Below are 23,780 nucleotides of genomic sequence, written 5' to 3'. Positions count from 1 at the left end.
AGGCATGGTGCAGCATCAACTTGAAGTACTAATTAAATCTGAGATCCCTCTAATCGTCATTGAAAGTACAGAGGAAAATCAGGTTGTTGATATGCTGTTATCACTTAAGCCTGTTTATGAAAGGCCACTATTCAAGTGGACTTTGACCGATGGTATCCAACGGATTGATCGTGATCTCCCTCCGCAAAAGTTATTCTCCCAACCTACAGAAGCTCTGGCTCATATTAAATCGGTTTCTACCCCTGGTGTTTATGTATTGGCAGATCTACATCCGTTTTTGGACGAGCCTATGCACGTACGTTTATTAAAGGATATAGCGCTCAAGTTTCATGAACTAGGTCATACGCTAATCTTGCTTAGTCACGCGTTGGAAGTGCCTGTGGAGATAATGAAGCTTAGCGCTAAATTGGATATCGCTCTTCCTGAACGCAGAGAGATTGAAAAAATTGTCAGAGAGGAAGCGCAGAGCTGGTTAGCGAACTCAGGTTCTAAAGTGCAGGCAAGCTCTGAAAATCTTCAGCTTTTGGTTAGAAACTTAACGGGTTTAACCCGATCTGATGTTCGTCGATTAGCAAAAAATGCAATCTTTGATGATGGCGCGATCACAGATACCGATATCCCTGCGATTAACGAAGCTAAATATCAGTTATTGAGTGAGCAGGGGAATATGCATTTTGAATATGACACTGCACAGTTCTCTGATATAGCCGGTTTTAACGGACTTAAAAGTTGGTTAAATGAGCGAAAACCATTTTTTAACGGTGATAGTGGCGTTGGTAATTTACCTGCACCTAAAGGGATGCTGTTATTGGGTGTACAAGGTTGTGGTAAAAGCCTAGCTGCTAAGGCAGTTGCAGGTAGCTGGCATGCGCCTCTATTACGACTTGATTTTGGAGCTTTATATAACAAATTTTATGGTGAGACTGAGCGTAATCTTCGTGAAGCCTTACAAACCGCAGAGGTTATGGCTCCCTGTGTGCTTTGGTTAGATGAGATTGAAAAAGGGATCTCATCAGGCAGTGATGAGGGCGGCCCTGCGACACGTATGCTTGGTACCTTGTTGACGTGGATGGCCGAGAAAGATGCGCCTGTATTTATCGTTGCTACGGCGAATGATATTGAGGCATTACCGCCTGAGCTTGTTCGAAAAGGGCGTTTTGATGAGATCTTCTTTGTAGATCTCCCCAATGACGATATTCGTTTTAAGATCTTTGATATCCATTTAAAACGTCAAGGTGTCGATGTTAGCAGCTTTGATTTTAAACGCTTGATCGAAGAAAGTGTTGGATTTTCAGGTGCTGAAATTGAACAGGCTGTTATCTCTGCTTTTTATACGGCCCATGCTCAGAACATTGAACTTGATCAAGCTTTACTGCATGCCGAACTACGAAAAACTCAGCCTCTGTCCGTAGTAATGTCTGAAAAGATTGATTATCTAAGAGAGTGGGCTTCTACTCGAACGGTCTCTTGTGAATAGTTACTTCTACATCCCCCTTTAATAATCTAAATGTGAAAACTAGGGAGTATTGCCCTAGTTTTCTTTATAAGCAATTTTCTGCTCCCTTCTAAGCTGTTTTTGTTTCTAGATTTTGGTCAGTTAGTGTCGATCAGCTTGTCTATCAATATTGGAAAAGAGTGTAGGGTGAAATAAAGCTTGAGATAGTTGGATATTGATTAATTTATCCTTACTTTCTGTGATGATGAACTAGACTGAGGATAGCCTTTATAGATAAACCAACCCGAAGTTAAACGGATGGGTAACAATATGGATGTTGATCAGGCAGCACTAAATTTAATACCAGATTCAAACGCGTCTATCTGGCCTAATGGTTCCGTTTTAAGAGTGATGCTAATCGATGCATCGGAAACCACTAGGGGCAAGACCTTTAATCTATTAAATAAAATGGTGCAAGGTGAGCCTGTTGAGCTGAATATCGAGTTTACTCATTGCCTAGATGATACCTTTACATTTCTCCGCTGGCAGCGGTTTGATTTGATGATAATAAACACAAATATTATTGATCAGTCACATAAGCAAATCACAGTCTTTTCTAAAATTCGTTCTTTATTTAAAAAATCTCCCATCATTGCTGTTTCAACAGATGATCAATTCTTGAATTCCATGGAGTTGATTACATTAGGAGTAGATGATTGTTTGGATCTTTCTGTTATTAATGAATCGGTGCTCAAACGGGTAGTGATTTATTCGTTACAACGTGCAAAAAATTATAGAAAATTAGAGTTTTATAATGATGCTCAGCAGGTAACAAATGGCTTACTGAGGGAGCTCTCTAATAGAATGCCTGTTAACGCTCTTTTGCAAAGTTGTCTTAATTTAATAATGACAGATGCAGATTTTGTTGATGATGAAGCTGACAGTGCAATTTTAGTGTCTCAAGATGGTCGAACGAAATTTAAAATTGCTGCAACTGGATACCATGTAGAAGCGGGCATCGCGGAGAAAGCAGAGTTTGAATTAAATAAGGCTCTAGAGGATTTGGACTGGGAAATATCCAGTATTTATAAAGATTCAGAGCCAAAGGTTGGTCAGAGTAACCGACGATTTATTCCTATTATCCACCACGATCGAATACTCGGTGTTTTAGTCTTTTATATACGGCCTGGTTATCTAGATGCTGAAGATGAGGAAATTTTTGCATCAGAGGTGTCTCGTTGCCTGGGTGGCGTACTAAATACAGGCAAACAACAGCAGAGATATCAAAGAGTCTTTGACCAGAATAAACGTCTAATTAGCTCTATAAGCTCAGTCATTATTGGTGTCGACGCAAAAGATACAGTGACTCAGTGGAACAAAGCAGCCGAAAATATCTTTCAACTCAAGTTAAATGAGGTTGAAAAAAAGCCTATCTTAACACTCCCAATTAAATGGGACTGGGCCAACATATCTTTAAAAATAGCTATTAGCTTAGATAACAAAGAGAGTTCAGAGAGATTCGAAGTTCGATTTAGCCGAGCTAATGGCGAGGCAGGTGTGCTTTCAACAGCAGTAACCCCACTATTAAATGAAAATGGCGAGTTTGATGGTTATTTGCTGTTAATGGATGATGTTACTGAAGAGATTATCGAAAGCCAGCAGAAACAGCAGGCTGAGCGCTTACAATCTATTGGTCAATTAGCTGCGGGTGTTGCCCATGAAATTAACACTCCGATTCAATATGTGGGTGATAACCTGTGTTTCCTAGAAGAATCTTTCAGTGAGTTTGTTAAGTTATCAAATTATTGTAGTCAACTAGTTAAAGAGGGAGCCGATCCTGTAGGAACCTCGCTTGCCGAACTGATTACTGAGTGCGATCTGGATTATTTAATATCAGAAGTGCCAGAGGCGATCAAAGAGACGCAAAGTGGTGTTGATCATGTCAGTAATATTGTTAGAGCAATGAAAGACTTCTCTCACCCAGGTACTAAAGAGAAAGTAGCTACGGATCTAAACAAAATTATTGATACCACACTAGTTATTAGCCGCAATATTTGGAAATACGTTGCAGACGTCGATAAAAATTTAGCTGATGAGCTTCCCATCATTCCTGCCTACCCAGGACCAATTAATGAAGTCATTCTTAATTTAATTGTAAATGCTTCTGATGCGATTTCGGATACTCAAACCAGAGGCCTAATCAGTATTTCTAGTGCGGTAAAAGGCGAGTTTATTGAGATCAGAATTAAGGATACTGGTAACGGAATTCCGGAAGATATTCAGACCAGAATCTTTGATCCATTCTTTACAACTAAGGAAGTGGGGAAAGGAACAGGTCAGGGCTTATCTATCTGCCACAAAATTATAGTTGAACAGCATCAGGGCTCGCTGAGTTTCACGACAGAATCAACAGGGACATGTTTTGTTATCTTGTTACCTATCAAGGAGGATTGATTATGAAGCCGGTTATTTTATTTCTCGATGATGAAGAGCGAGTGCTTAAAGGTCTACAAAGGCTTCTATTTAGAAAGAAGACAGAGTGGGAGATGAAATTTTGCACTCAGCCTGAAGAGGTCTGGGCGCTGTTAGATTTGCAAACTGTTGATGTAGCGGTTGTTGATATGAGAATGCCAAAAATGGATGGCATTGCTGTACTTAAAAGAATCCGTGAACTCCAGCCACAATGCATTCGCATTATATTATCAGGGCAGTCTTCTGAAGAAGCCAAGTATGAATCTGTTGATGTTGCGCATCAGTTTTTAGCCAAGCCTTGCGAGACTGATCGAGTCATTTCAACACTTAGCCGAGCATTGTCTCTTTCTGAATTAATTGCGGACAAAGCCCTGAGAGAGCTAGTGGCAAGTTTAGGGTCATTGCCGAGTGCACCTCGGATTTATCAAGCATTCGAAAGCTTGGTCAAAACAGATACCTGTACTTGCGACGAAGTGAGTCTCTTAGTCAGTCAAGATCCTGCTTTGTGCGCCAAGTTACTACAAGTGGTGAATACAGCATTCTTTGGTTTGCCTAAAGAGGTGATATCTATTCCTGAGGCTATCAACTACATGGGATATGAGAAGCTTAAATCATTACTCTTAGTAACAGAGTTATTGCAGCAGGTTGACCCAAAAATTTTGCAGCGTTTTGACCTAGATAGCATATGGCTTCAGGGGGTCAAGGCTCAGTCAATCGTTAAAGCAATTGGTAGTCAAATAGATATAAAAAGTGATGAGTTAGAGATGATCAATGCCGCTTTGATGTTTCAAGGAATTGGGGAGTTAGCCTTGGCCATTCAAGCACCGGACGTCTATCAGAGAGTCTTAGATCATAGTAAAGCTGAGCACCTAAGCCTGATCGATGCTGAAAAAGAGGTGTTGGGTGCAAGTCATATACAGTTGAGCGCGTTTATGTTGGGTATTTGGGGGTTACCTGTAGCATTGCAAACAGAGCTGCTTTCATTATTGGAGGTACACATTCCAACAGAAGATATCAATGCAACGTTGCTTAAAGCGTGCGCTTTGCTGACGAGCTCTGCTGATTGGGAGGTTGTGTCAGAAGAGTTTACAGAGGCGGGATTTCCACCGGACTGGTTGCCTATAGCTGAAAGGAGTTTGCATGCCTGATCAAAAAGAAAAGATTCTAGTTGTCGATGATGCGGTCAACCTGCTGAACTCATTTAAACGTCAATTTCGAAAACAGTACAATGTTTATACGGCAGAAAATGGCGAGGAAGGTTTAGCTGTTATTAAGTCGGACGGGCCGTTTTCAGTGATCATTTCTGATATGGAAATGCCGGTGATGAATGGCGCTGAGTTTTTGTCTAAAGCAAAAATGCTTGCACCGGATACAGTTAGAATGCTGTTAACTGGCCAGACGAATATGAAATCTGCTATCAGTGCAGTGAATGATGGTCAGATATTCCGATTTATGGAAAAACCCTGCAGCCCTGAATCAGTCCAAGCAGCCTTAGACGATGCGATAGAGCAGTATCATTTACAAACCGTCGAGAAGAATTTGATGGATCAAACTGTAAAAGGCGTTATCGGCTTACTTGCTGAGTTATTAAGTCAGTTGAAACCACAGGTCTTTAGCTATGGCTTACGCAGTAAAGAATATATACGTTATTTAATCAGTCACTATGCGTTGAGCTCTGGGTGGGAATTTGAAATAGCTGCAATGATGTCTGAACTCGGCGCGGTATCTTTAGATAACAGTACTTTGGAGAAAGTCTATTTCGGCGGAGTATTAGATATATCTGAGCAGGAAGAAGTCGGAAAAGTGGCTAACTTAAGTGCTGGATTGATCGAACGAATTCCGCGTCTTGAGAATGTTGCTCTAATGATTCAAAGGCAAAATGAATTTTTTGAATTTCCAAAAGGTACACAAAAGCTAAATCAAGAGCAGAGATTGAGGCTTGGTGGGCATATGATCAAATGTGTAAGGGAGTTTGATCGCCGTATTCAAGCGGGTGAGAAGCAAACTGATGTGATCGCCACCATGCTAGAAACACCGCTGTTATACAATCATGACCTGATTAAAGTCCTGGGAGCATGCCCAGTCCAACAGCAGCAAACTGACCTTAATGTTGAAAGCCCAAATCAAATTTATATTAAGAATTTACAGCCGGGTATGGTTCTTGAGTGTGATATACGTTTGAAAGATTATACGTTGATTCATCCGCAGGGCTTTGAGGTCACAGAAACTACGCTTGCGAGTATTCAGGAAAATCTAGGGCAAATTGATAAGGAAGATGCACCAGTGAGGGTCGTTCAACTGCAAGCCTAATCTGACAAATAATAGGCTATTTATTTGCCAGGTTAGGCGGCCAAATAGGCTACTTAAAACACGTATTTGGTCTTGGAAAATCTCTGGTATTGTAGAGCCTCAGCAACTTCATCCGCTTTAGCGGTTGAAGTGATCTTCGCCAATAGGGCTAAAGCTGCTTGATAGCTAACTAAACTGCCGTTGGACGTTATTACATTACCGTCAATAACCACATTCTGGTCATATTGAACTTTTACATTTGGAAAGGTTCGAGCAAGTTCCTTTTCACCTCCAGCCCAAGTTGTGGCCTTCAATCCATTTAATAGACCTGCCTTACCAAGTAAGAAAGAACCGGAGCAGTTACTCGCCATCCATTCAGCGTTTTTAGCTGTGTTTTTAATGAATTGAATTAGCGAGATGTTTTTGATCAGTGGGTCCATGTCGTAGCTAGACGGTACGATTAGCACATCCAGTTCAGGGGCATTACCGATCCAATAAGGGCTGTTTAAGCTTAGGCCTTCTTCAGTTGTCACTGAGGCCTTATTTACCACATTGATAACGATAGGTGTGTAGTCACTAAACCATGTTTTTCTACTGGCAACGCCAAAAACTTCTAATGGTGCTGTTACATCGGATGTTAGAACACCATCAAAGACCAGAATGCCGATTTTCTTGCTTTCAGCGAACGATAGTTGGCTTAAAAGCACTAAAACAAAAGTTGCTGTCAGTCGTACAAATTGCTTTCTCATTTTTATCTCCGGAAAGTTAATTGCAACTATTTTAGGGTTAAGTTAATAAGTGAAAAATATCTTGATAAGAATTTCATTGGTGAATATTCTTCATTAATGGATAAGTTCAATGTTTTAAAAATGTTTATTACTGTATGCGAGAAAGGATCATTTGCAGCAGCAGCGGCGGTGCTGGGTACAGATGCGTCTACCGTGAGTAAAGCGATAAGCCGACTAGAAAAGCAGTTGGCCTATACACTGTTTTACCGTTCTACCCGAAAGTTAACGATTACTGATGCAGGTCAAGAGTATCTTGAGACAGTCAGAGCTTTGCTCTTAGATCTAGATGAATGTGAGCAGCGACTTCAATCAGGTAACGATTCTGCTACGGGTGTTCTAAAGGTAAATTTGCCAGTTTCTTATGGGCGTTTATATATTGTTCCCTTGCTCTCCAAATTTGTTGAACAGTTTCCTAATATCAGCCTACAACTCAGTTTCTCAGATGAATATATCGATATCATCGAGAGAGGAATCGATCTATCTATTCGAACAGGCACGGTATCCGATAGCCGCATGGTATTACATAAGTTAAGTCCAATGGACTTTCTAACTTGTGCATCAAAAAGCTATCTTGAAGAATACGGGCCAATTGAGAGTTATAAGGATATTGTTAACCATCGCTGGATACGTTTTCGCTTTAAGCAAACAGGCAAGTTAATGCCTATATTGGTCGGAGTCGATAAGACGGTCGAAATGCTGGATCCGAATGGCTATATAGTCGTTGATGATGGTCAGGTGCTGGTGGATATTTGTCGTAGCGGTGTCGGTGTGATGCAGGGGCCTCATTTTCTTTTTAAAGACGGTTTAGCCTCTGGCGACTTAGTTTCGTTATTTCCACCTATTGAACCGGAAGGCTATGGTGTGTATTTACTCTATCCTAAACGGGATTTCCTACCACGTAAGGTGGCAGTATTTACTGAGTTTTTAAAAACGGAACTAGAAAAAATGGGAGAAGGGGCGAACTATTGTTGGTCTAGTGAAATGGCCTATCTAAATGAGTGGGAATAGGTGCGCTGATTGTAAAAAATACAATCAGCGCTCACACTGAAACTTAGTGAAGCTTCATCTTCGGTCGTACTACCTTTCCGATCTTCTCAGCAATATAAACGATCATCGCTTTGAAGAAGCCGTGAATGGCGATCTGGTGCATGCGATAAAGTGATACATACACAATACGAGCAATTTTACCTTCAATAAACATAGAGTTCTTTGAAAGGTTGCCCATCAAACTGCCCACGGTACTGTAACGGCTCAGGTTGACCAGTGAGCCGTGGTCCTTGTATACGAAGTTTTTAAGTGGTTTGCCTTTTTCGGTAAGAATAATATTTTTCTTAACGATTGAAGCCATTTGATGTGCTGATTGGGCGCGAGGTGGTACCCAGCTACCATCTTCTTGTGCACAAGCACAGCAATCACCAATCACGTAAATGCTGTCGTCGATGCTGGATTGCAGCGTTGGTTTAACCAGAATCTGATTCGTGCGGGTTAATTCAAAGCCATAAAGATCTGCTAGGAAGTCAGGTGCTTTAACGCCTGCAGCCCAGATCATCATATCTGCTTCGATTTCTGAACCGTCAGCCGTTTCGAAGCCATTAGCGTTCGCGGATTTGATCAACGTATCTTCACATACATCAACACCTAGCGCTGCTAGCTCATCACGGGCAGAGCCAGAAATACGAGCAGGCAGTGCAGGAAGAATACGTGGACCAGCTTCAATCAGTGTAACCTTTAGCTGCTTAGCCGTCATTTTCGGAAGGCCGTATGACTTAAGCATGTCGGTAACGTTGTAAAGCTCAGCCGCAAGTTCAACACCCGTTGCGCCTGCACCAACAATCGCGATATTTAATACGCCGTTTTCACGCTGGTTTACACGCATGAAGTTGTTAATTAGCGCGTTATGGAAGCGTTCGGCCTGTTTAGCCGTATCTAGGAAGAAACAGTGATCCTTCACGCCAGGTGTTTTGAAGTCGTTGCTGACACTGCCGATGGCTAAAACCAGCGTGTCATATTGAAGATGCCTTTCTGGCAGAATTTGCACGCCATCTTCATCCACTGTTTCGGCAAGTGTGACGGTCTTTGAATCTTTATTTAGGCCGCAAAAAGTACCGAGTTCGAATTCATAATGGTGTTTAACTGCGTGAGCATGGTAAACAACACCATCAGTATTTGGGTCAAGCGAACCTGTGGCTACCTCATGTAAAAGAGGTTTCCATATATGGGAACGTTTTTGATCGACTAGGGTTACTTCAACTGAGGGATTTTTTCGGTAGCGGTGGCCTAGTTGGGTGACGAGCTCAAGGCCGCCAGCGCCCCCGCCAATCACAAGAATCTTGTGCGGCTCCGTTGGGTTTGTCATTGTTTTAATCCTCAAAAAATATGGGATTAGTAGCTGCAAAAACTATTAATCCTATATTTTCTGATAGTCGTACTCTGATCTTGATGCAGGCAAAAGTAAATAGAAAGAACTAGAAACGGCGCTAAAGAATTAGCACCGCTTCGTCTTAAAGTGGGAGAGGCATACTCGACTTATTGATTAAAAGCGGCTGCCAGTAGCTGTTGCGTGTATCCAGCTTTAGGTGATGCAAAGATTGCTTGGGCATCACCTTGTTCGACGATATCTCCATGGCGCATCACTATGAGCTTGTGGCTTAGCGCTTTTACAACGGCTAAATCATGGCTGATAAACAGATAAGTTAAGCCATATTTTTCCTGAAGGTTACGCAATAGCTCCACAATTTGTTTCTGTACCGTGCGATCTAACGCAGAGGTTGGTTCATCTAATACGATAAGTTCAGGCTTCAGTACCAACGCACGTGCGATGGCGATACGCTGACGTTGACCTCCGGAGAACTCATGCGGATAGCGATGCCTACTTTCAGGATCGATACCAACCTCTTGTAATACTTCAATGATCGCTTGTTCGTGTTCTGCTTTAGATTCTTGCTGGTGAATATCAAGTCCTTCGGCAATGATCTCAGCAATAGACATGCGCGGACTCAAGCTGCCAAACGGGTCTTGAAAAACTATCTGCATCCGTTTACGTAAAGGTTTCACTGCTTTTTGATCTAAAGGGGCTAGCGCGGTCTGATCAAATGTGATGTCGCCTTCACTGCGTTGCAGTTTTAAAATAGCGAGTCCCAATGTGGTTTTTCCGGAGCCAGACTCACCCACAATGCCAAGTGTTTCCCCGCGGTTAACAGATAAGTCGATGCTGTTGACCGCTTTAATATGATCAACGGTCTTTTTGAAAAAGCCTTTTGTAATAGGGAACCAGACTTTTAACTTTTCTGTTTCTAGCAAACGCTCTTGCTCGCATTGAACAATGGCAGGGTTACCTGATGGTTCTGCGTCTAACAGCGTTTGAGTGTAAGGGTGTTGTGGTTGTGCAAATAGTTGAGCCGTTGGAGACGATTCGACTTGCTCGCCTTTATACATAACACAAACATGATGCGCGTAACGACGGACAATATTCAGGTCATGAGTAATCAGCAAAATTGCCATGCCCAGTTTTTCTTGCAGGGACTTAAGTAACTCTAGAATCTGCTCCTGAATCGTTACATCGAGTGCGGTAGTTGGCTCGTCAGCAATAAGCAGCTCAGGATCGTTTGCGAGTGCCATCGCGATCATTACTCGTTGACGCTGACCACCGGAAAGTTCATGAGGGTAACTATTTAAGCGTTTCTCAGGCTCAGGGATGCCAACTAACTCAAGTAGCTCAAGAATTCGCGATCGAGCTTGTTTGCCTGTCATCCCTCTATGCAGAAGTAGGGTTTCGCCTATTTGCTTCTGAATTGTATGTAGTGGGTTGAGCGAGGTCATCGGCTCCTGAAAGATAACGCTGATCTTATCACCGCGTAACTGGCGCATCTGATTTTCGTTATAGTCCAGTAGATCTTTACCATCATAGTGAATCTCACCACTAGGGTGACTTGCTTTAGGGTAGGGCAGTAAACGCAGAACGGACATGGCGGATACAGATTTGCCAGAACCTGATTCTCCTACCAATGCAAGAGTCTCACCTCGAGGTATATCAAAGCTAACTTGTTTCACTGCTTCTACAGCAGCTTCACTACCCTGATCAAAAGTGACGGATAGGTTGCGAACACTTAATAGCGGAGACGTCATGACACTTTCCTTGGGTCGAAGGCGTCACGTACAGCTTCACCTATAAAGATTAGAAGGGTAAGCATCAATGCAAGGCTACAGAAAGCTGTGATACCTAACCATGGTGCATGAAGGTTTGTTTTACCTTGAGCAACTAACTCTCCCAGTGATGGGCTGCCAGGAGGAAGGCCAAAGCCCAAGAAATCAAGCGCAGTTAATGTAACAACAGAACCATTAAAGATAAATGGCATAAAGGTGAGCGTCGCAACCATGGCATTAGGAAGAATATGGCGGAACATGATCATGCGGTTATTCAAGCCAAGAGCACGTGCGGCGCGAACATATTCTAGATTACGACCACGCAGAAATTCGGCACGTACGACATCAACCAGCTGCATCCAAGAGAACAGAAGCATTATGCCCAGTAACCACCAGAAGTTTGGTTCGACGATACTGGCTAAAATGATCAGTAAGAACAGAACGGGTAGACCAGACCATATCTCGATAAAACGTTGGAAGAATAGGTCGATTTTACCGCCGTAGTATCCCTGAATAGCACCAGCAACCACACCGATAACAGAACTCGCTATAGTTAGTACGACAGCAAACAGAATAGAAATACGGAAACCATAGATAACGCGAGCTAGTACGTCACGAGCTTGGTCATCTGTACCTAACAGATTATCCATTGTTGGAGGGGATGGGGCGGGTACAGGAAGATCGTAATTAATCGTGCTGTAGTTGTACTTAATTAGCGGCCAGATAATCCAGCCTTGCCCTTCATTATGAATCAGGTCTTGAATGTAAGGATCTTTGAAATCTGCTGGGCTTTCAAATTCACCACCGAAGGTTAGTTCAGTATAATTCACAGCAACAGGGAAATATAGATCGCCCTTATACGACACTACGAGAGGATCGTCATTCGCAATAATCTCTGCAAATAGCGATAGGACAAAGAGCGTGCTGAAGATCCATAACGACCAATAGCCGCGTTTGTTTTTGCGGAAGTTTTCGATCCTGCGCTGATTGAGAGGGCTGAACTTATTGACTAGTACACCCATGATTAAAGCTCCCTGCTTTCAAAGTCTATTCTTGGGTCTACCAATACATAAGTGATGTCACTGATCAATTTAAGTAACAAACCAATAAGAGTGAAGATATACAGGGTACCAAAGATAACGGGGTAATCACGGTTGATTACTGCTTCATAACCGAGCAGACCAATGCCATCAAGAGAGAAGATAACCTCAATCAGCATAGATCCAGTAAAGAAAATTGAGATAAGCGCTGCAGGCATACCAGCAATGATGATTAACATGGCGTTACGGAAGACATGACCATAAAGGACTTTCTTTTCAGAAAGTCCTTTAGCGCGTGCCGTAAGTACATATTGCTTGTTAATCTCATCTAAAAATGAGTTTTTGGTTAGCATTGTTAATGTCGCAAAACTGCCAATCACAGTTGCGATAACCGGTAGGGTGATGTGCCAGAAGTAATCTTTGATCTGCCCCCATAGGCTTAATTCATCAAAGTTAGGTGATGTCAGTCCTCGAAGTGGGAACCAATCTAACCAAGTCCCCCCTGCAAAAATGACGATCAGTAAAATCGCAAATAGGAAGTTCGGAATGGCATAGCCAACAATAATTGCGGTACTGGTCCAGACATCAAAAGGGGTGCCGTCTTTTACCGCTTTACGGATGCCCAAAGGAATGGAAACAGCGTAAGTGATCAATGTCGCCCAAAGGCCTAAAGAGATAGAGACAGGTAGCTTTTCGATGATTAAATCTACTACAGATTTATCACTAAATAAGCTATTTCCAAAATCGAAAACAGCGTAATTTTTTAACATCTGCCAAAAGCGTTCATGAGCGGGTTTATCAAAACCGTATAGAGCTTCGATCTCTTTTACCAATTCTGGGTCCAAACCTCTCGCGCCACGGTAGCTACTGTCTCCACCATTAGTGCTGCTCGCTTCCGTTGTTAGGTCATTTTGCGCGCCACTCACTCTAGCCGTTGCACCGACATTAATGCCTTCCAATTGAGCAATCGTTTGTTCAACGGGACCGCCAGGGGCTGCTTGAACAATGATAAAGTTGATCGTCAGAATTCCTATCAAGGTAGGAATGATCAGAAGTAAACGTCTTAGAATATACGCTGCCATTATTTAGCGTCCTCTGATGGTTTGATCCACCAAGTATCAAAACCTAGGTTGTATTTAGGACGAGTATTTGGCATTTCAAATTTATCCCAATAAGCCACTCTGTACTTATTAATATGATACTGAGGGATAACGTAATGGTTCCATTGCAACACTCGATCAAGTGCTCGAGTTCGTAAAACTAACTGCTCACGATCAGGGGCTTGAATAAGCTGGTCCACAAGGTAATCAACAGCTGGATTTTTAATACCGATGAGATTACGGCTGCCTTCAACATCAGCGCCAGAGGAATGCCAATAATCACGTTGTTCATTACCGGGAGAGGAGGATTGGCCAAACCCGCTAACAACCACATCAAAGTCATATTTACGCAAGCGGCTGATATATTGCGAGACATCAACTAGACGGATGCTTGAATGAATTCCCAATCGTTCTAAGTTGCGAATAAAGGGAGCGACTACGCGCTCGAAAGCAGGTGAATACAGCAGCATTTCGATTTTAAGCGGTTCGCCAGTTTCTTTATTAACTAACTTGCCTTGTTTAAAGATCCAGCCGGCTTGCTGAAGTAGCCTTTTAGCTTGACGCAGCTCGGTATAGATCCGGCCATTACCGCTGGTTTCTGGAGCACGGTAAACTTGAGTAAACACCTCGGTAGGGATTTGGTCGCGAATAGGCTCAAGTATCTTGATCTCTCTAGGAGTTGGCAGGCTAGTAGCGGCCATCTCCGAATTGGAGAAAAAGCTATGGGTACAGGTATAAGCGTTGTAAAAGATGTTTCTATTGGTCCATTCGAAATCAAATGCTAGCGCTAGGGCTTGCCTAACGCGTGGGTCCTCAAATTGCGGCCGCCGAGTGTTAAGAATAAAGGCTTGCATCCCAGTTGGATTATCATGACCTAGTTCTTGGACAATTATTTTACCTGAATCTACTGCAGACCCTGTGTAACTAGTCGCCCAGCGTTTTGACGAATTTTCTTGACGGAAATCGTATTCACCTGCTTTAAAGGCTTCCATGGCTACGGTGTTATCCCTGTAGTAATCGTAGGTCAGGAATTCAATATTATGACGACCTCGATTCACAGGTAGGTCTTTACCCCAGTAATCAGGGCTTAGTTTATAGGTGATACTTCGGCCAGCATCAAAACTATTGATAGTGTAAGAGCCAGAAGCCACCGGGATATCTAAACTCGGTTTCTGGAAATCTCTATTTTGCCAAAAGTGTTTAGGCAAAATTGCAATCTCACCAACGATTAGGGCTAACTCTCGGTTAAGGTTGTTGCGGAAATTAAATTTAACTCGATGAGGGTTAAGTACTTCAACCGATTCTATGTCGGCGTAATAGGCTTTGTAGAAAGGCGCACCTTTAGATCTTAAGGTTTCTAAACTGAAAACTACGTCTTCTGCGGTAATTGGGTGGCCGTCACTAAATTTTGCTTCAGGGCGTATATTAAAAATAATCCAGCTACGATCAGCTGGCACTTCTAGCGATTCAGCAACAAGACCATAAAGGGAAAAAGGTTCGTCTTGAGCTTTACCCAGTAAACTATCGTATAGCAGGCTAAGTCCATCTGCGGCGGTTCCTTTGACGATAAAATTATTGAAACTATCAAACGTTCCTAAAGCAGATTGTATGGCTTTGCCGCCTTTTGGGGCTTCAGGGTTCACATAATCGAAGTGCTTAAAGTTGGCCGGGTATTTAAGGTCGCCATGCATTGCGATGCCGTGGCTCGATGTAACCGCATCTGCCAATAAAGGCGCAGGAGTAAGGAAACTGGAAAGGCACAACCAAATACTTAATTTGCGTAGAGAAGAGCAAGTACGAGGTTTGAGTGTAAGCAATCTAAGGTTCCTTCTTAACGTAAATTATCTTTTATATCAGTGACCTTTACTGGGTACCAGTAAAAGCCACTGATAAGACTGTTCCTTAGCCTTTTTGTTCAAATTGTTCGGATAATTCGGTTAGCTGATCATGGAGGTGCTTACGCTGAACTTTGGCGTCGACAAGTTGCTGATATTGCTGCTGCAGGAACGTTAGTTTCTCCTCATTGCCATCAGCTAGGCCTTTTATTAGATCTTGATCCATCCACTTTTGAATGCGCTTATAAAGAATGACTTTAAACGCGATTGCTGTGACTGTCGCAAAAATAATAATAAAAATACTTGTAGCGTCCATGAATCAGTCGTCCTGAATTAGTGTGCTCGGGTAACATCTACATATAAGGTTAGATGTTGACCAGGGCGAATATACTTAGCTTTGTTGATCTTATTCCAACGTAAAATATCCGCCACATTAACATTAAATTTGCTGGCAATAACAGAAAGAGAGTCACCTTGACGTACTTTGTAACCCACTTTGCGGATTACTTGGCGATCAGTTTCGTTTAGTGCGGTTTGTGCTGGTTTGCTCCAAATGACGAGTTTCTTACCAACTCGTAATGGGTCGCCAGGTGCCATGCTATTCCAGCGTGCTAGCTGGCGTACACCGACATTGTAACGGTTGGAAATGCTCCAAAAACTATCACCTGACTTGACCGTGTGATGCTTTTGTTTGCGATCAGTCGTACGTGAAATAGTCTTCTGTCTATCAGCATGGCGTTGCTGCTGACTAAGAACGTACTCAGTTGCCTGCTTACTAGCCGTTGGTACCAACAGGGTTTTACCTGCTCTGATGTTGTTGCCACTAATCTTGTTGGTAGAGCGGATAAGGCTTACAGAAGTCTTGTATTTTTTAGCAATGGCGATCAAGGAATCGCCAGATTGGATTTTGTAACGTGCCCACTTCACGCGTTGATCGCTGGGTAGCTCAGATAGTGCTTTGGTAAATTGCTCAGCGTTATCAACCGGAACCAACAATCGATGCGGCCCTTCTGGTGAAGTGGCCCAGCGGTTAAAGCCAGGATTCAAAAGGTACATCTCTTTAGTGCTGATATCGGCCATAGAGGCGGCTTGGGCAATATCAATTTGGCTACCTGTTTCTACAGCAGCGAAATGAGGTTCGTTTGGGATTGGCTGTAAAGTTAGGCCGTAATGATCTGAATTTTTAACAACTTCAGCGACAGCTAAAAATTTAGGTACGTAAGCCATCGTTTCTTTAGGAAGTTTTAAAGACCAGTAGTCGGTTGGCTTATCTTGACGCTTATTGCGTTTTATCGCTTTAGAAACGTTTCCGCCGCCTGCGTTATAAGCTGCTAGTGCGAGTAACCAGTCACCGTTAAAACGTTTATGTAGCTGCTGCAGGTATGTATATGCCGCATCGGTTGAACTCAAAATGTCGCGACGTCCGTCATACCACCAGTTTTGTTTCAGGCCGAAATACTTACCCGTCGAGGGAATGAATTGCCATGGGCCTGCTGCGCGTCCGTGAGAATATGCAAATGGATCGTAAGCACTCTCAATAATTGGCAGTAGGGCTAATTCGACAGGGATACCACGCTCAATCGCACTGTTTAGAATATGGTGATAATAAGGCGCTGCACGTTTTACCACCCGAGCCATATGGTTAGGGTGTTTTTTATACCACTTAAGCTGTGTTTGCACTCTTGGGTTATCTAAATGCAGATCCATCTGCATGTGATTACGGGTGACTTCCCATAAGTCAGTTGGGATGGTTTCAGTCTTCTCTTCAGGTGATAAGGTGTTATTTGCCTGAGAAGGCTGATTATCTATCCCAGTATTAGACGGAATAGTGTTTTTTTCGGTAACGGATTGGCAACCGCTTAATACTACGCCTGCAGCAATAGATAGCAGGACCGATTTAGAAGATGAAAACATGGTGCTCCGGTGCTTAGGAGGTAAATCGATCCATTCTATCAGTGGCCCTTGAAGGGTCAAGAGTTCTCTGGAAAAGCTAGAAAATCAACAAATTAAAATTGATTCTTCCATTCTCTTATAGCTGCAAACACCGCTTCTTGGTCTAGCTCTGTCTGATGGGTGAATTGCTTCGCAGCACTAATGACGCTTGTCTGATCTGAACGCATAAAAGGGTTAATACGTTTTTCTTGAGCAATCGATGATGGCAGTGTTGGCCGATCAGAATTACGAAGCGAGGTGCATTGGTTAATCGCATCTTTAACATCTGCATTGTCAGGTTCAACTGCCTCTGCAAAGGCCAAATTAGCCAGTGAATATTCATGTGTGCAGTAAACCTCAGTGTTATCTGGCAATGAACTGAAATGATTCATCGCTGCTAACATCTGCTTTGGTGTGCCTTCAAACAAACGACCGCAGCCCGCCAAAAACAGAGTATCGCCGCAGAAGAGCTGAGGTTGTGCAGCGTTAGAAAAATAGCTGATATGGTCGAGAGTATGTCCTGGTATCTCTTTAACGGTGAGCTGATGTTCCCAAAGCTTCAGTGTGTCGCCATCTTTAAGGGGGATCGTTATACCTGAGAAAGGAGAGTTGTGGGGGCCATAAACAGGAACTTGGTATTTATCCGTGAGTTCTTTCACTCCGTCGGTATGATCGTAGTGGTGGTGTGTAATTAAGATGGTTTCGAGTTCAAGGTTATTATCATTTAGGTAATTAATAACAGGCGCTGCATCACCTGGGTCAACAACGGCGACTTTCTGGTTGCTAGGTAGCTTAAGGAGCCAAATATAATTATCTGAGAAAGCAGGGATTGGAGTAACGCTAAACATTTGAACGCCTTTATTCTATTAAAGGAAAACCTTAATTTGCAGTGTTATAAAAGAAATATAATACTGCTTATATTACATTGGGTCAGGTCTAATTAGACAAATTTATGGCGAATACAATGAGTCGCTCTTTAGAAACTCAGCTCCCACATATTATGGCGTGGTTTGATACAGAGTTAGGTCAAGAGCTTCTGCAAGCAGAAAGGGATACAGTAGAGCGTGTGGTTGGCGCTCTGTTTGGTATGCACTTGGCACAGTTTTCAGTTGATAGTCGGATTACATTGTATGACAGTAGCCCTGTTACTCATTGTTTCTCAATTATTCCGAAGCTTGGTTTAGGTGTCGACGATAACTCTATCGTGGCTGATAACACGCAGATACCTTTAGCTCACGAGAGTGTTGATGTGGTACTTCTTCACCACGCATTAGATTTTACAGATTCCCCCCATCAAGTTTTACGGGAAGCGTCTAGAATTCTAAGGCCTGGAGGGCATGTCGTAATTGTCGGATTCAATCCGGTAAGTTCTTGGGGGCTTTATCGACTGACAAAACGCAAAAGTAACGTCCCGCCTTGGAGTGGTCGTTTCCTGAGCCATAAAAGACTATCTGATTGGCTAAAACTCTTAGAATTAACTGAATTACGTCAACTTTCAGGTTATTATCGCGCACCGTTTACTAAAGCCAAATGGCGGAGCCGTTTTAGGTTAGTTGAAAGTGTTGCTAGGCGTTTACCCGGTCACACAGGCGCGTTTTCTGTTTTATTGGCTCGTAAAGATATAGCAGGTATGACCCCGTTGCGTTCAGGCTGGGGGTTAAGACGACTCATTACGTTGCCTGTTGCAGAACCCACTACCCGGAAATCATTAAGGAAAGTTTGTGAAGATCGTTGAAATATTCACTGATGGTGCGTGTAAAGGAAATCCTGGGCCCGGAGGATGGGGTGCCGTTATGCGATATGGAGACGCTGAAAAGCAGCTTTGGGGTGGTGAACATGATACAACCAATAATCGCATGGAGCTATTAGCTGCAATTAAAGCGCTTGAAACACTTAATCGTCCTTGTGAAGTTGTTCTTACCACTGACTCTCAATATGTGAGACAAGGCATAACTGAATGGATTGATGGTTGGAAACAGCGGGGTTGGAAAAACTCACAGAAGAAACCAGTCAAAAATGCAGATCTATGGCAGCGTCTAGACAAAGCTACTGAACCTCATTCAATCGATTGGCGCTGGGTCAAAGGACACAGTGGTCACCCCGAAAACGAATTGGCAGATCAACTGGCAAACCGCGGTGTTGAAGAATTAAATTAATAATGGCTCTATCTAAGCTTCGCTATATTCCATTATCGCTTACTTTTCACCGTCTTAAACGCTGCTGTGTGTTATTTGAACAAATGACTGCTATGCTGGGTAGAAAGGAGGCTCCTTATGCTAAAGCGGATCGCATTTACTTCAGGATTATTTCTACTTGCAACTAATCTGTTTGCTGGCGAAATGTATATGTGGCAAGACAGTGAGGGGGTAAAGCACTTTAGTGATCGACCACCCCAAAGAGATGAAAAAGCAAAAGTAAAAGGCGAGGTTACCACTAACGTCTTAAAGGTAGATCGAAGACCACCTAAGCCATCGGTCTCTGTAAAAAATAACTCTGAACGTGACGGGGAAGAACTTTCAGCTTCGGCTCAGACTAAAGTTGAAAGTGAACGCGAAGCTGCAAATCAGAGTAATCCCAGTCCTACAGAGGATAGTCAGTAGGGGCGGTTAGGATCCCCATTGCCTTACCCGTCCGACATCTAAATGTACAAAGTTACTTCGGGTATATAAACCCACTCCGCCTGATTTCATGCTCAATGCAGCACGTTGAAGATCTTTGACATCAACACCTGGAATACGAATATCAATGGCTTTGCCCTGCATATGTAGGCTCTTCTTGGCTACTTTTCCGCTTTTACTGCTCAACATAGCATTTGTCTTAGGGGAGCGATAAGCGGATATAACGTGAATAGGTTTATGCTCACCAAATGTTTGTTGCAGATCATGCAGTAACATAATTAGCTGTTGGTTCATTGGGTGAACTTGATCTGTTCGATGATCGCGCAATAGGTGATCAAGTGCACCAAGGCTATCCTTTTGGAAGCCACCTTCAGTGAAAAATGTACTATTTAACGCTTCGCCAGTGTGGAGGTTTACCAATGATAACGAATGGTCTTTAGCCTTATGAATATTGGCGAATGCTGCAGATGGCATAGCGCTTAACGCTGATAAACCACCTAGGGCTTTTAAAAATTTACGACGTGTCGTGGAAGGGATAACAATAGAATCTTTCTGAGCGGTCATTAGGTATCAATACATCTGAAAAAGAAATGATTATGCCCGATCAAATAATTGTTTGTATATAAAATAACCAGTTGTCTGCATGAATTATTCTTGTGTATATTTTAAACAACGTGATTAATTTTTACGTACATCTGCGCTTAGAAGGGCTTCTTTTAGTCGTGTTAAGTCATATCTATCCCGTTTATATAGGTCATGCCGGAAGTTTAAATCACCGTCCAGATCGATAAAAGCAGTCCAATAAGTTACATGTAATGGGATGGGGTCTAATAACCGTATGTGTTTGGTTTTCTCTTGTTTGAATAATGGGTCCAGTTTGCTGCTATTCCAACCTTGTGTCATCCGCATTAGATGATCTGCGAGTTGACGCGGTTGCTCAACACGAATGCAGCCTGAACTAAAAGCGCGCTTAGATTCATTAAATAGACGTTTAGCTGAAGTGTCGTGTAGATATACTGAGTAAGGGCCGGATGTTAAGAATTTTACGCTGCCAAGCGTGTTAGATGAGCTTGGAGCTTCCCAAAAACGTTGGTAGTTTTCCCCTTTGTATAGTTTGTCGTAATCGATATCTTCAGTAGCGATAAAGCGTTTGTTACTGCCCCAGCCAGTCACCAGATTCAATCTGACTTTCTTTAGAAAGCCTGGATCCTTCTCAAGTTCAGGCACGATATCTTTATAGGCGATACTCTTTGGTACATGCCAAGAGGGGTTGATTACGATCCGGTTTACTTCTGTTTCGAATATTGGGGTTTTCCTTTTTTTCTTACCCACGATGGTTTTCATGCTCAAGATCGATTTACCTTGCTCAATCAGGTGCAGTTTGAAGTCAGGTACATTGACCTGAATGTAGCGATCAGTATTTGGTTGGAACTGCTGTAAACGAAGAATATTTACGTATAACTGATCTGCTCTTTTATGAAGAGAAACATTGAGGGTGCGTCTAGTTTCAGGACCTGCGATACCATCAATTTTGGTACCGTGCCTTTTTTGGAATCTCTCCAATGCCTCATGCAACTCTATGTCAAACAGAGGGTCTGAAATGGATGAGCAGTTGGCTAATGAAAGATCGCCCAGCGTAATTAGTTTTTCACGAATCATAGGCACCTGTGGGTGGGAATCGCCAAATCTTAGTAGCGGCCCTCTTGGAATAGTTTTCCATTGCTGTGTATCTGCTAGAGCACGGTACTTCTCATATTCTTTCTGTAAGATTTGAAGCTGGTTTAAGTCACTATCAAGATGCTTTACATCTTCGGCGTTGGATAGTGGTTCTAATAGGTCTGCTGAAGTTTCAGTAACAGAATGCTGATTTGCTGCCTGTAAAGGAGAGGTTGTGGCTAATTCCATACTTTGACATAGCGGGGCATAAGAGCCGAGAACGACCATAAATAAAGCAAGTAAATACTGCATAACAAGCCTCCTGCTTCTATGTCTATTCTGCCGCATCCATTAGCGACAAAATGAAGGGGTTTTTTAATTACAGGTCCAGATTGGTTATTCTTCAAGTTTGAGAACGTGAAGGTTTTTCAAGGGGAAGGGTAATGTATAGAGTATGAATTAAGGCTGAAGAGCACTCAGCGAAGTATATAAGTCTGAGTGTCTTCGAATCGTGGGGTGTATATTACTTCTTTCTGTTTTGACGTTGTTCTTTTAAAGCTTCGTCGTTTTTGTAGTACTCATCTTCATAGTATTGGCCTGTGATTTCTAAGCGCTTTTCAATCCAGCGGTTATAACGTGACCAAATGAAAAAACCAGGGGTCATCATGACCATGACACCGACCATCATACCTGCGCCAGCATATTTGGCTGGTACTTGCTGAATGGCCCAGTCAAGAAAACCAAGTTTATAGCCTGCGTAGTACCATAAAATTAAGCCAGCGAAACCAATGCCAGCTGCTAAATGATGGAGTTTAGTGTTTTTGTTCGATTTTTCTTCAGTCATGTCTTCTTGTAGCGGTGTATGCGCAAACTCGGCAAATAAGGCTCGGGATCAATAATTACATCACTCCGAAGTTGCCGTTTGCGTTGATCGGGAGGTGTAAAGGAGGGGGTATTATATTCTGGAAAAGCCTCTTCTGCATCTAAAGGGAAAAATAAAGGAAGTGGACAGTTACGAGCTTTTCTTATGAGTTTGTCTTTATCTTTCCAAACGATATTCGCACGCATCACTGGAACTTGTTTTTGTAACTGTACTAGTAGCTCATTACTTGGGATTTTCCCCAAAGCTTGAAGCTGAAGCTGGATATGTAATTGATTAGTATCCATAGCTAAGAGGCGTTGCTCAGCTTCTTTTATGGTTACTTTCTTTAAGCTTCTACCACTACTGTACCAACTAAATGTCACTTTGTTTGGGCGCTTTTCAAGCAGAGGTATTTGGCGGTAACACTGTTTTAAGTTTACGCGCGCCATGCCTTGTTGCTTAAGTGCTAAATTAAGCTCTTCAGCACGTTTGTAGATAATTGGGTTTGGATCCCCGTGAGCTTCACGAAACTGTCTGACGCTAGTTTGAAAATTTTGCTTGTGAGTGTTGAGTTGATGGATCAGCGGAATGATGTGGGGAGGTACACCAATGAGACCGTATAGATTCTCTGTCCGTCGACCATCTCCACCGGCTGAATGCCATATATTGGTGATAGTACCTATGGCTGCTACTATCGAGGAGTTCTGTTGGTCATCACTAAGCAGCCAATATCTACAGTTATTTTGTTGAAGTTGGGTGCTTAGTGACTTTTGTGCTTGGTTTAGTCGATCAAAAGCTTGTGTGAGTGCAATGATCCCTTTGCTCATTGCTTAAGCTTCTTGTGGTTCTTCAGCTTGCTGTTTGCGCAGTTTTGCTTGGCTTTCGAAAATCTGGCGAGCCAATATCATACGGCAGTTTTCGGGCATTTTAATGAACTCTACGCTGGTTAGATAGCTGCCATCTCCCATGGAGTCACTTCTTAGGCACTGAGCGTAGAGTAAAAGACCGATGCATGAGTCGGGGAAAACGAGTTTGATGGACAAAAATACATCTTTTTCAATTGCTTCGTTATGTCTGAACTGCAAGCCGCCTTCGGACAGATTAACTTCTTGAATCGCGCTTTGGCCCACAGTCATTTCCGTAGAAGCGATTGCTTGGGCGATACGTTCAATCTTGTTGTGCATAACAGTAAGCAGGGTTGCAACATTGCTATCTTTTTCTGCAACTTTTCGTAAAAGGTGGCTGCTGTCACTATCAAGCTCTTGTAGCTGGCTTAGCAGCAAAAAATTTGGCGAAACATCGAACTGAGTTGGGCTTGGATGATCAGAAATTTCTGATTCTGAAATGATCTTCAGTTCTAAAGAAACATGTTGGTCAATACGGAAATACTGACGGCGATCTTGTTCCTGCATGTCTTGCCCTCAAATTGATATTGCACAGATAGCTTGGAGTATAAGAATAAACGCGTACAAAAGCACCTATGAATGAATTATTTTAGCTATTAGAAATGTAAGGTTATTACTAAAAACTATTGTTTTATTAACAGTAAGTTAAGACTTATTGTTATTATAAAAGTTCAGTTTGATATCATTTGTACACGTTTGATTTTA

The 23,780-nt window shown here is 42.6% G+C and carries 22 protein-coding genes; 8 read left to right on the top strand and 14 right to left on the bottom strand.

Going from position 1 to position 23,780, the window contains the following annotated elements; translation table 11 throughout:
- Window positions 1–4: 4 nt before the first annotated feature.
- The 4 genes from ACMXYV_RS09805 (at window position 5) to ACMXYV_RS09790 (ending at window position 6,217) form a co-directional block, all read left to right on the top strand.
- Entirely contained in the window at window positions 5–1,477 is a 1,473-nt protein-coding gene (locus ACMXYV_RS09805; protein WP_415888322.1) for an AAA family ATPase, read from the top strand.
- A gap of 288 nt (window positions 1,478–1,765) precedes the next feature.
- Window positions 1,766–3,889, top strand: a complete 2,124-nt coding sequence (locus tag ACMXYV_RS09800) for an ATP-binding protein (protein ID WP_415888321.1) — start codon at window positions 1,766–1,768, stop codon at window positions 3,887–3,889.
- Window positions 3,890–3,891: 2 nt separating this feature from the next.
- On the top strand, window positions 3,892–5,055 hold the full coding sequence (locus tag ACMXYV_RS09795; RefSeq protein WP_415888320.1) for an HDOD domain-containing protein: 1,164 nt from the start codon (window positions 3,892–3,894) through the stop codon (window positions 5,053–5,055).
- A complete protein-coding gene (locus ACMXYV_RS09790) occupies window positions 5,048–6,217 on the top strand; it encodes a response regulator (RefSeq protein WP_415888319.1) in 1,170 nt (389 codons plus the stop codon). Before ACMXYV_RS09795 ends, ACMXYV_RS09790 begins: the two co-directional genes overlap by 8 nt.
- Before the next feature lie 53 nt (window positions 6,218–6,270).
- Here ACMXYV_RS09790 and ACMXYV_RS09785 read toward each other — a convergent pair whose 3' ends face one another.
- Window positions 6,271–6,945 carry a DJ-1/PfpI family protein gene (locus tag ACMXYV_RS09785; protein ID WP_415888318.1) on the bottom strand — a complete coding sequence of 225 codons (675 nt, stop codon included), beginning with the start codon at window positions 6,943–6,945 and terminating at the stop codon, window positions 6,271–6,273.
- Window positions 6,946–7,065: 120 nt separating this feature from the next.
- On the opposite strand from ACMXYV_RS09785, the gene ACMXYV_RS09780 reads away from it, so the two are divergent.
- Window positions 7,066–7,992 (top strand): LysR substrate-binding domain-containing protein, encoded by a 927-nt coding sequence (locus ACMXYV_RS09780; protein WP_415888317.1) that lies wholly within the window; start codon window positions 7,066–7,068, stop codon window positions 7,990–7,992.
- A 43-nt stretch (window positions 7,993–8,035) separates the two neighbouring features.
- Here the strand turns inward: ACMXYV_RS09780 and ACMXYV_RS09775 are convergent, their stop codons facing one another.
- The 8 genes from ACMXYV_RS09775 to gloB form a co-directional block, all read right to left on the bottom strand.
- On the bottom strand, window positions 8,036–9,340 hold the full coding sequence (locus tag ACMXYV_RS09775; RefSeq protein ID WP_415888316.1) for an NAD(P)/FAD-dependent oxidoreductase: 1,305 nt from the start codon (window positions 9,338–9,340) through the stop codon (window positions 8,036–8,038).
- A 170-nt stretch (window positions 9,341–9,510) separates the two neighbouring features.
- Window positions 9,511–11,109 carry an ABC transporter ATP-binding protein gene (locus tag ACMXYV_RS09770; protein ID WP_415888315.1) on the bottom strand — a complete coding sequence of 533 codons (1,599 nt, stop codon included), beginning with the start codon at window positions 11,107–11,109 and terminating at the stop codon, window positions 9,511–9,513.
- On the bottom strand, window positions 11,106–12,149 hold the full coding sequence (locus ACMXYV_RS09765; protein ID WP_415888314.1) for an ABC transporter permease: 1,044 nt from the start codon (window positions 12,147–12,149) through the stop codon (window positions 11,106–11,108). The genes ACMXYV_RS09770 and ACMXYV_RS09765 overlap by 4 nt, the downstream gene beginning before the upstream one ends.
- A 2-nt stretch (window positions 12,150–12,151) precedes the next feature.
- Window positions 12,152–13,249, bottom strand: coding sequence for a microcin C ABC transporter permease YejB (locus tag ACMXYV_RS09760; RefSeq protein WP_415888313.1), 1,098 nt, complete (start codon window positions 13,247–13,249; stop codon window positions 12,152–12,154).
- On the bottom strand, window positions 13,249–15,084 hold the full coding sequence (locus ACMXYV_RS09755) for an extracellular solute-binding protein (protein ID WP_415888312.1): 1,836 nt from the start codon (window positions 15,082–15,084) through the stop codon (window positions 13,249–13,251). The genes ACMXYV_RS09760 and ACMXYV_RS09755 overlap by 1 nt, the downstream gene beginning before the upstream one ends.
- A gap of 85 nt (window positions 15,085–15,169) precedes the next feature.
- Window positions 15,170–15,418 (bottom strand): hypothetical protein, encoded by a 249-nt coding sequence (locus ACMXYV_RS09750; RefSeq protein ID WP_415888311.1) that lies wholly within the window; start codon window positions 15,416–15,418, stop codon window positions 15,170–15,172.
- Window positions 15,419–15,435: 17 nt separating this feature from the next.
- Complete coding sequence (locus ACMXYV_RS09745; protein ID WP_415888310.1) at window positions 15,436–17,016, bottom strand: LysM peptidoglycan-binding domain-containing protein; 1,581 nt, start codon at window positions 17,014–17,016, stop codon at window positions 15,436–15,438.
- Between the two features lie 92 nt (window positions 17,017–17,108).
- Window positions 17,109–17,882, bottom strand: coding sequence for a hydroxyacylglutathione hydrolase (gene gloB, locus ACMXYV_RS09740; RefSeq protein ID WP_415888309.1), 774 nt, complete (start codon window positions 17,880–17,882; stop codon window positions 17,109–17,111).
- A gap of 116 nt (window positions 17,883–17,998) precedes the next feature.
- On the opposite strand from gloB, the gene ACMXYV_RS09735 reads away from it, so the two are divergent.
- The 3 genes from ACMXYV_RS09735 to ACMXYV_RS09725 all read left to right on the top strand — a co-directional run bounded on the left by ACMXYV_RS09735 (window position 17,999) and on the right by ACMXYV_RS09725 (window position 19,634).
- On the top strand, window positions 17,999–18,769 hold the full coding sequence (locus tag ACMXYV_RS09735) for a class I SAM-dependent methyltransferase (RefSeq protein ID WP_415888308.1): 771 nt from the start codon (window positions 17,999–18,001) through the stop codon (window positions 18,767–18,769).
- Window positions 18,756–19,190, top strand: coding sequence for a ribonuclease HI (rnhA, locus tag ACMXYV_RS09730; RefSeq protein WP_415888307.1), 435 nt, complete (start codon window positions 18,756–18,758; stop codon window positions 19,188–19,190). The genes ACMXYV_RS09735 and rnhA overlap by 14 nt, the downstream gene beginning before the upstream one ends.
- Before the next feature lie 117 nt (window positions 19,191–19,307).
- Window positions 19,308–19,634, top strand: a complete 327-nt coding sequence (locus ACMXYV_RS09725) for a DUF4124 domain-containing protein (protein ID WP_415888306.1) — start codon at window positions 19,308–19,310, stop codon at window positions 19,632–19,634.
- Window positions 19,635–19,640: 6 nt separating this feature from the next.
- On the opposite strand, the gene ACMXYV_RS09720 is transcribed toward ACMXYV_RS09725, so the two are convergent.
- From ACMXYV_RS09720 to ACMXYV_RS09700, 5 genes are all read right to left on the bottom strand, one after another.
- Window positions 19,641–20,216, bottom strand: a complete 576-nt coding sequence (locus tag ACMXYV_RS09720) for a DUF882 domain-containing protein (RefSeq protein WP_415888305.1) — start codon at window positions 20,214–20,216, stop codon at window positions 19,641–19,643.
- Window positions 20,217–20,330: 114 nt separating this feature from the next.
- The gene (locus tag ACMXYV_RS09715) at window positions 20,331–21,620 is read right to left on the bottom strand and encodes a L,D-transpeptidase family protein (RefSeq protein WP_415888304.1); all 1,290 of its coding nucleotides are present in this window, start codon (window positions 21,618–21,620) and stop codon (window positions 20,331–20,333) included.
- Window positions 21,621–21,831: 211 nt separating this feature from the next.
- Complete coding sequence (locus ACMXYV_RS09710; protein WP_415888303.1) at window positions 21,832–22,152, bottom strand: hypothetical protein; 321 nt, start codon at window positions 22,150–22,152, stop codon at window positions 21,832–21,834.
- Complete coding sequence (locus ACMXYV_RS09705) at window positions 22,149–22,997, bottom strand: hypothetical protein (protein ID WP_415888302.1); 849 nt, start codon at window positions 22,995–22,997, stop codon at window positions 22,149–22,151. The genes ACMXYV_RS09710 and ACMXYV_RS09705 overlap by 4 nt, the downstream gene beginning before the upstream one ends.
- Window positions 22,998–23,000: 3 nt before the next feature.
- Entirely contained in the window at window positions 23,001–23,582 is a 582-nt protein-coding gene (locus ACMXYV_RS09700) for a PilZ domain-containing protein (protein WP_415888301.1), read from the bottom strand.
- Between the last annotated feature and the right edge of the window lie 198 nt (window positions 23,583–23,780).

It is taken from the genome of Neptuniibacter sp. SY11_33 (assembly GCF_047778025.1).
GTDB lineage: Bacteria > Pseudomonadota > Gammaproteobacteria > Pseudomonadales > Balneatricaceae > Neptuniibacter.
The sequence above is the reverse complement of the archived record's forward strand: the minus strand, read 5'-3'. Positions and strand labels throughout refer to the sequence as shown.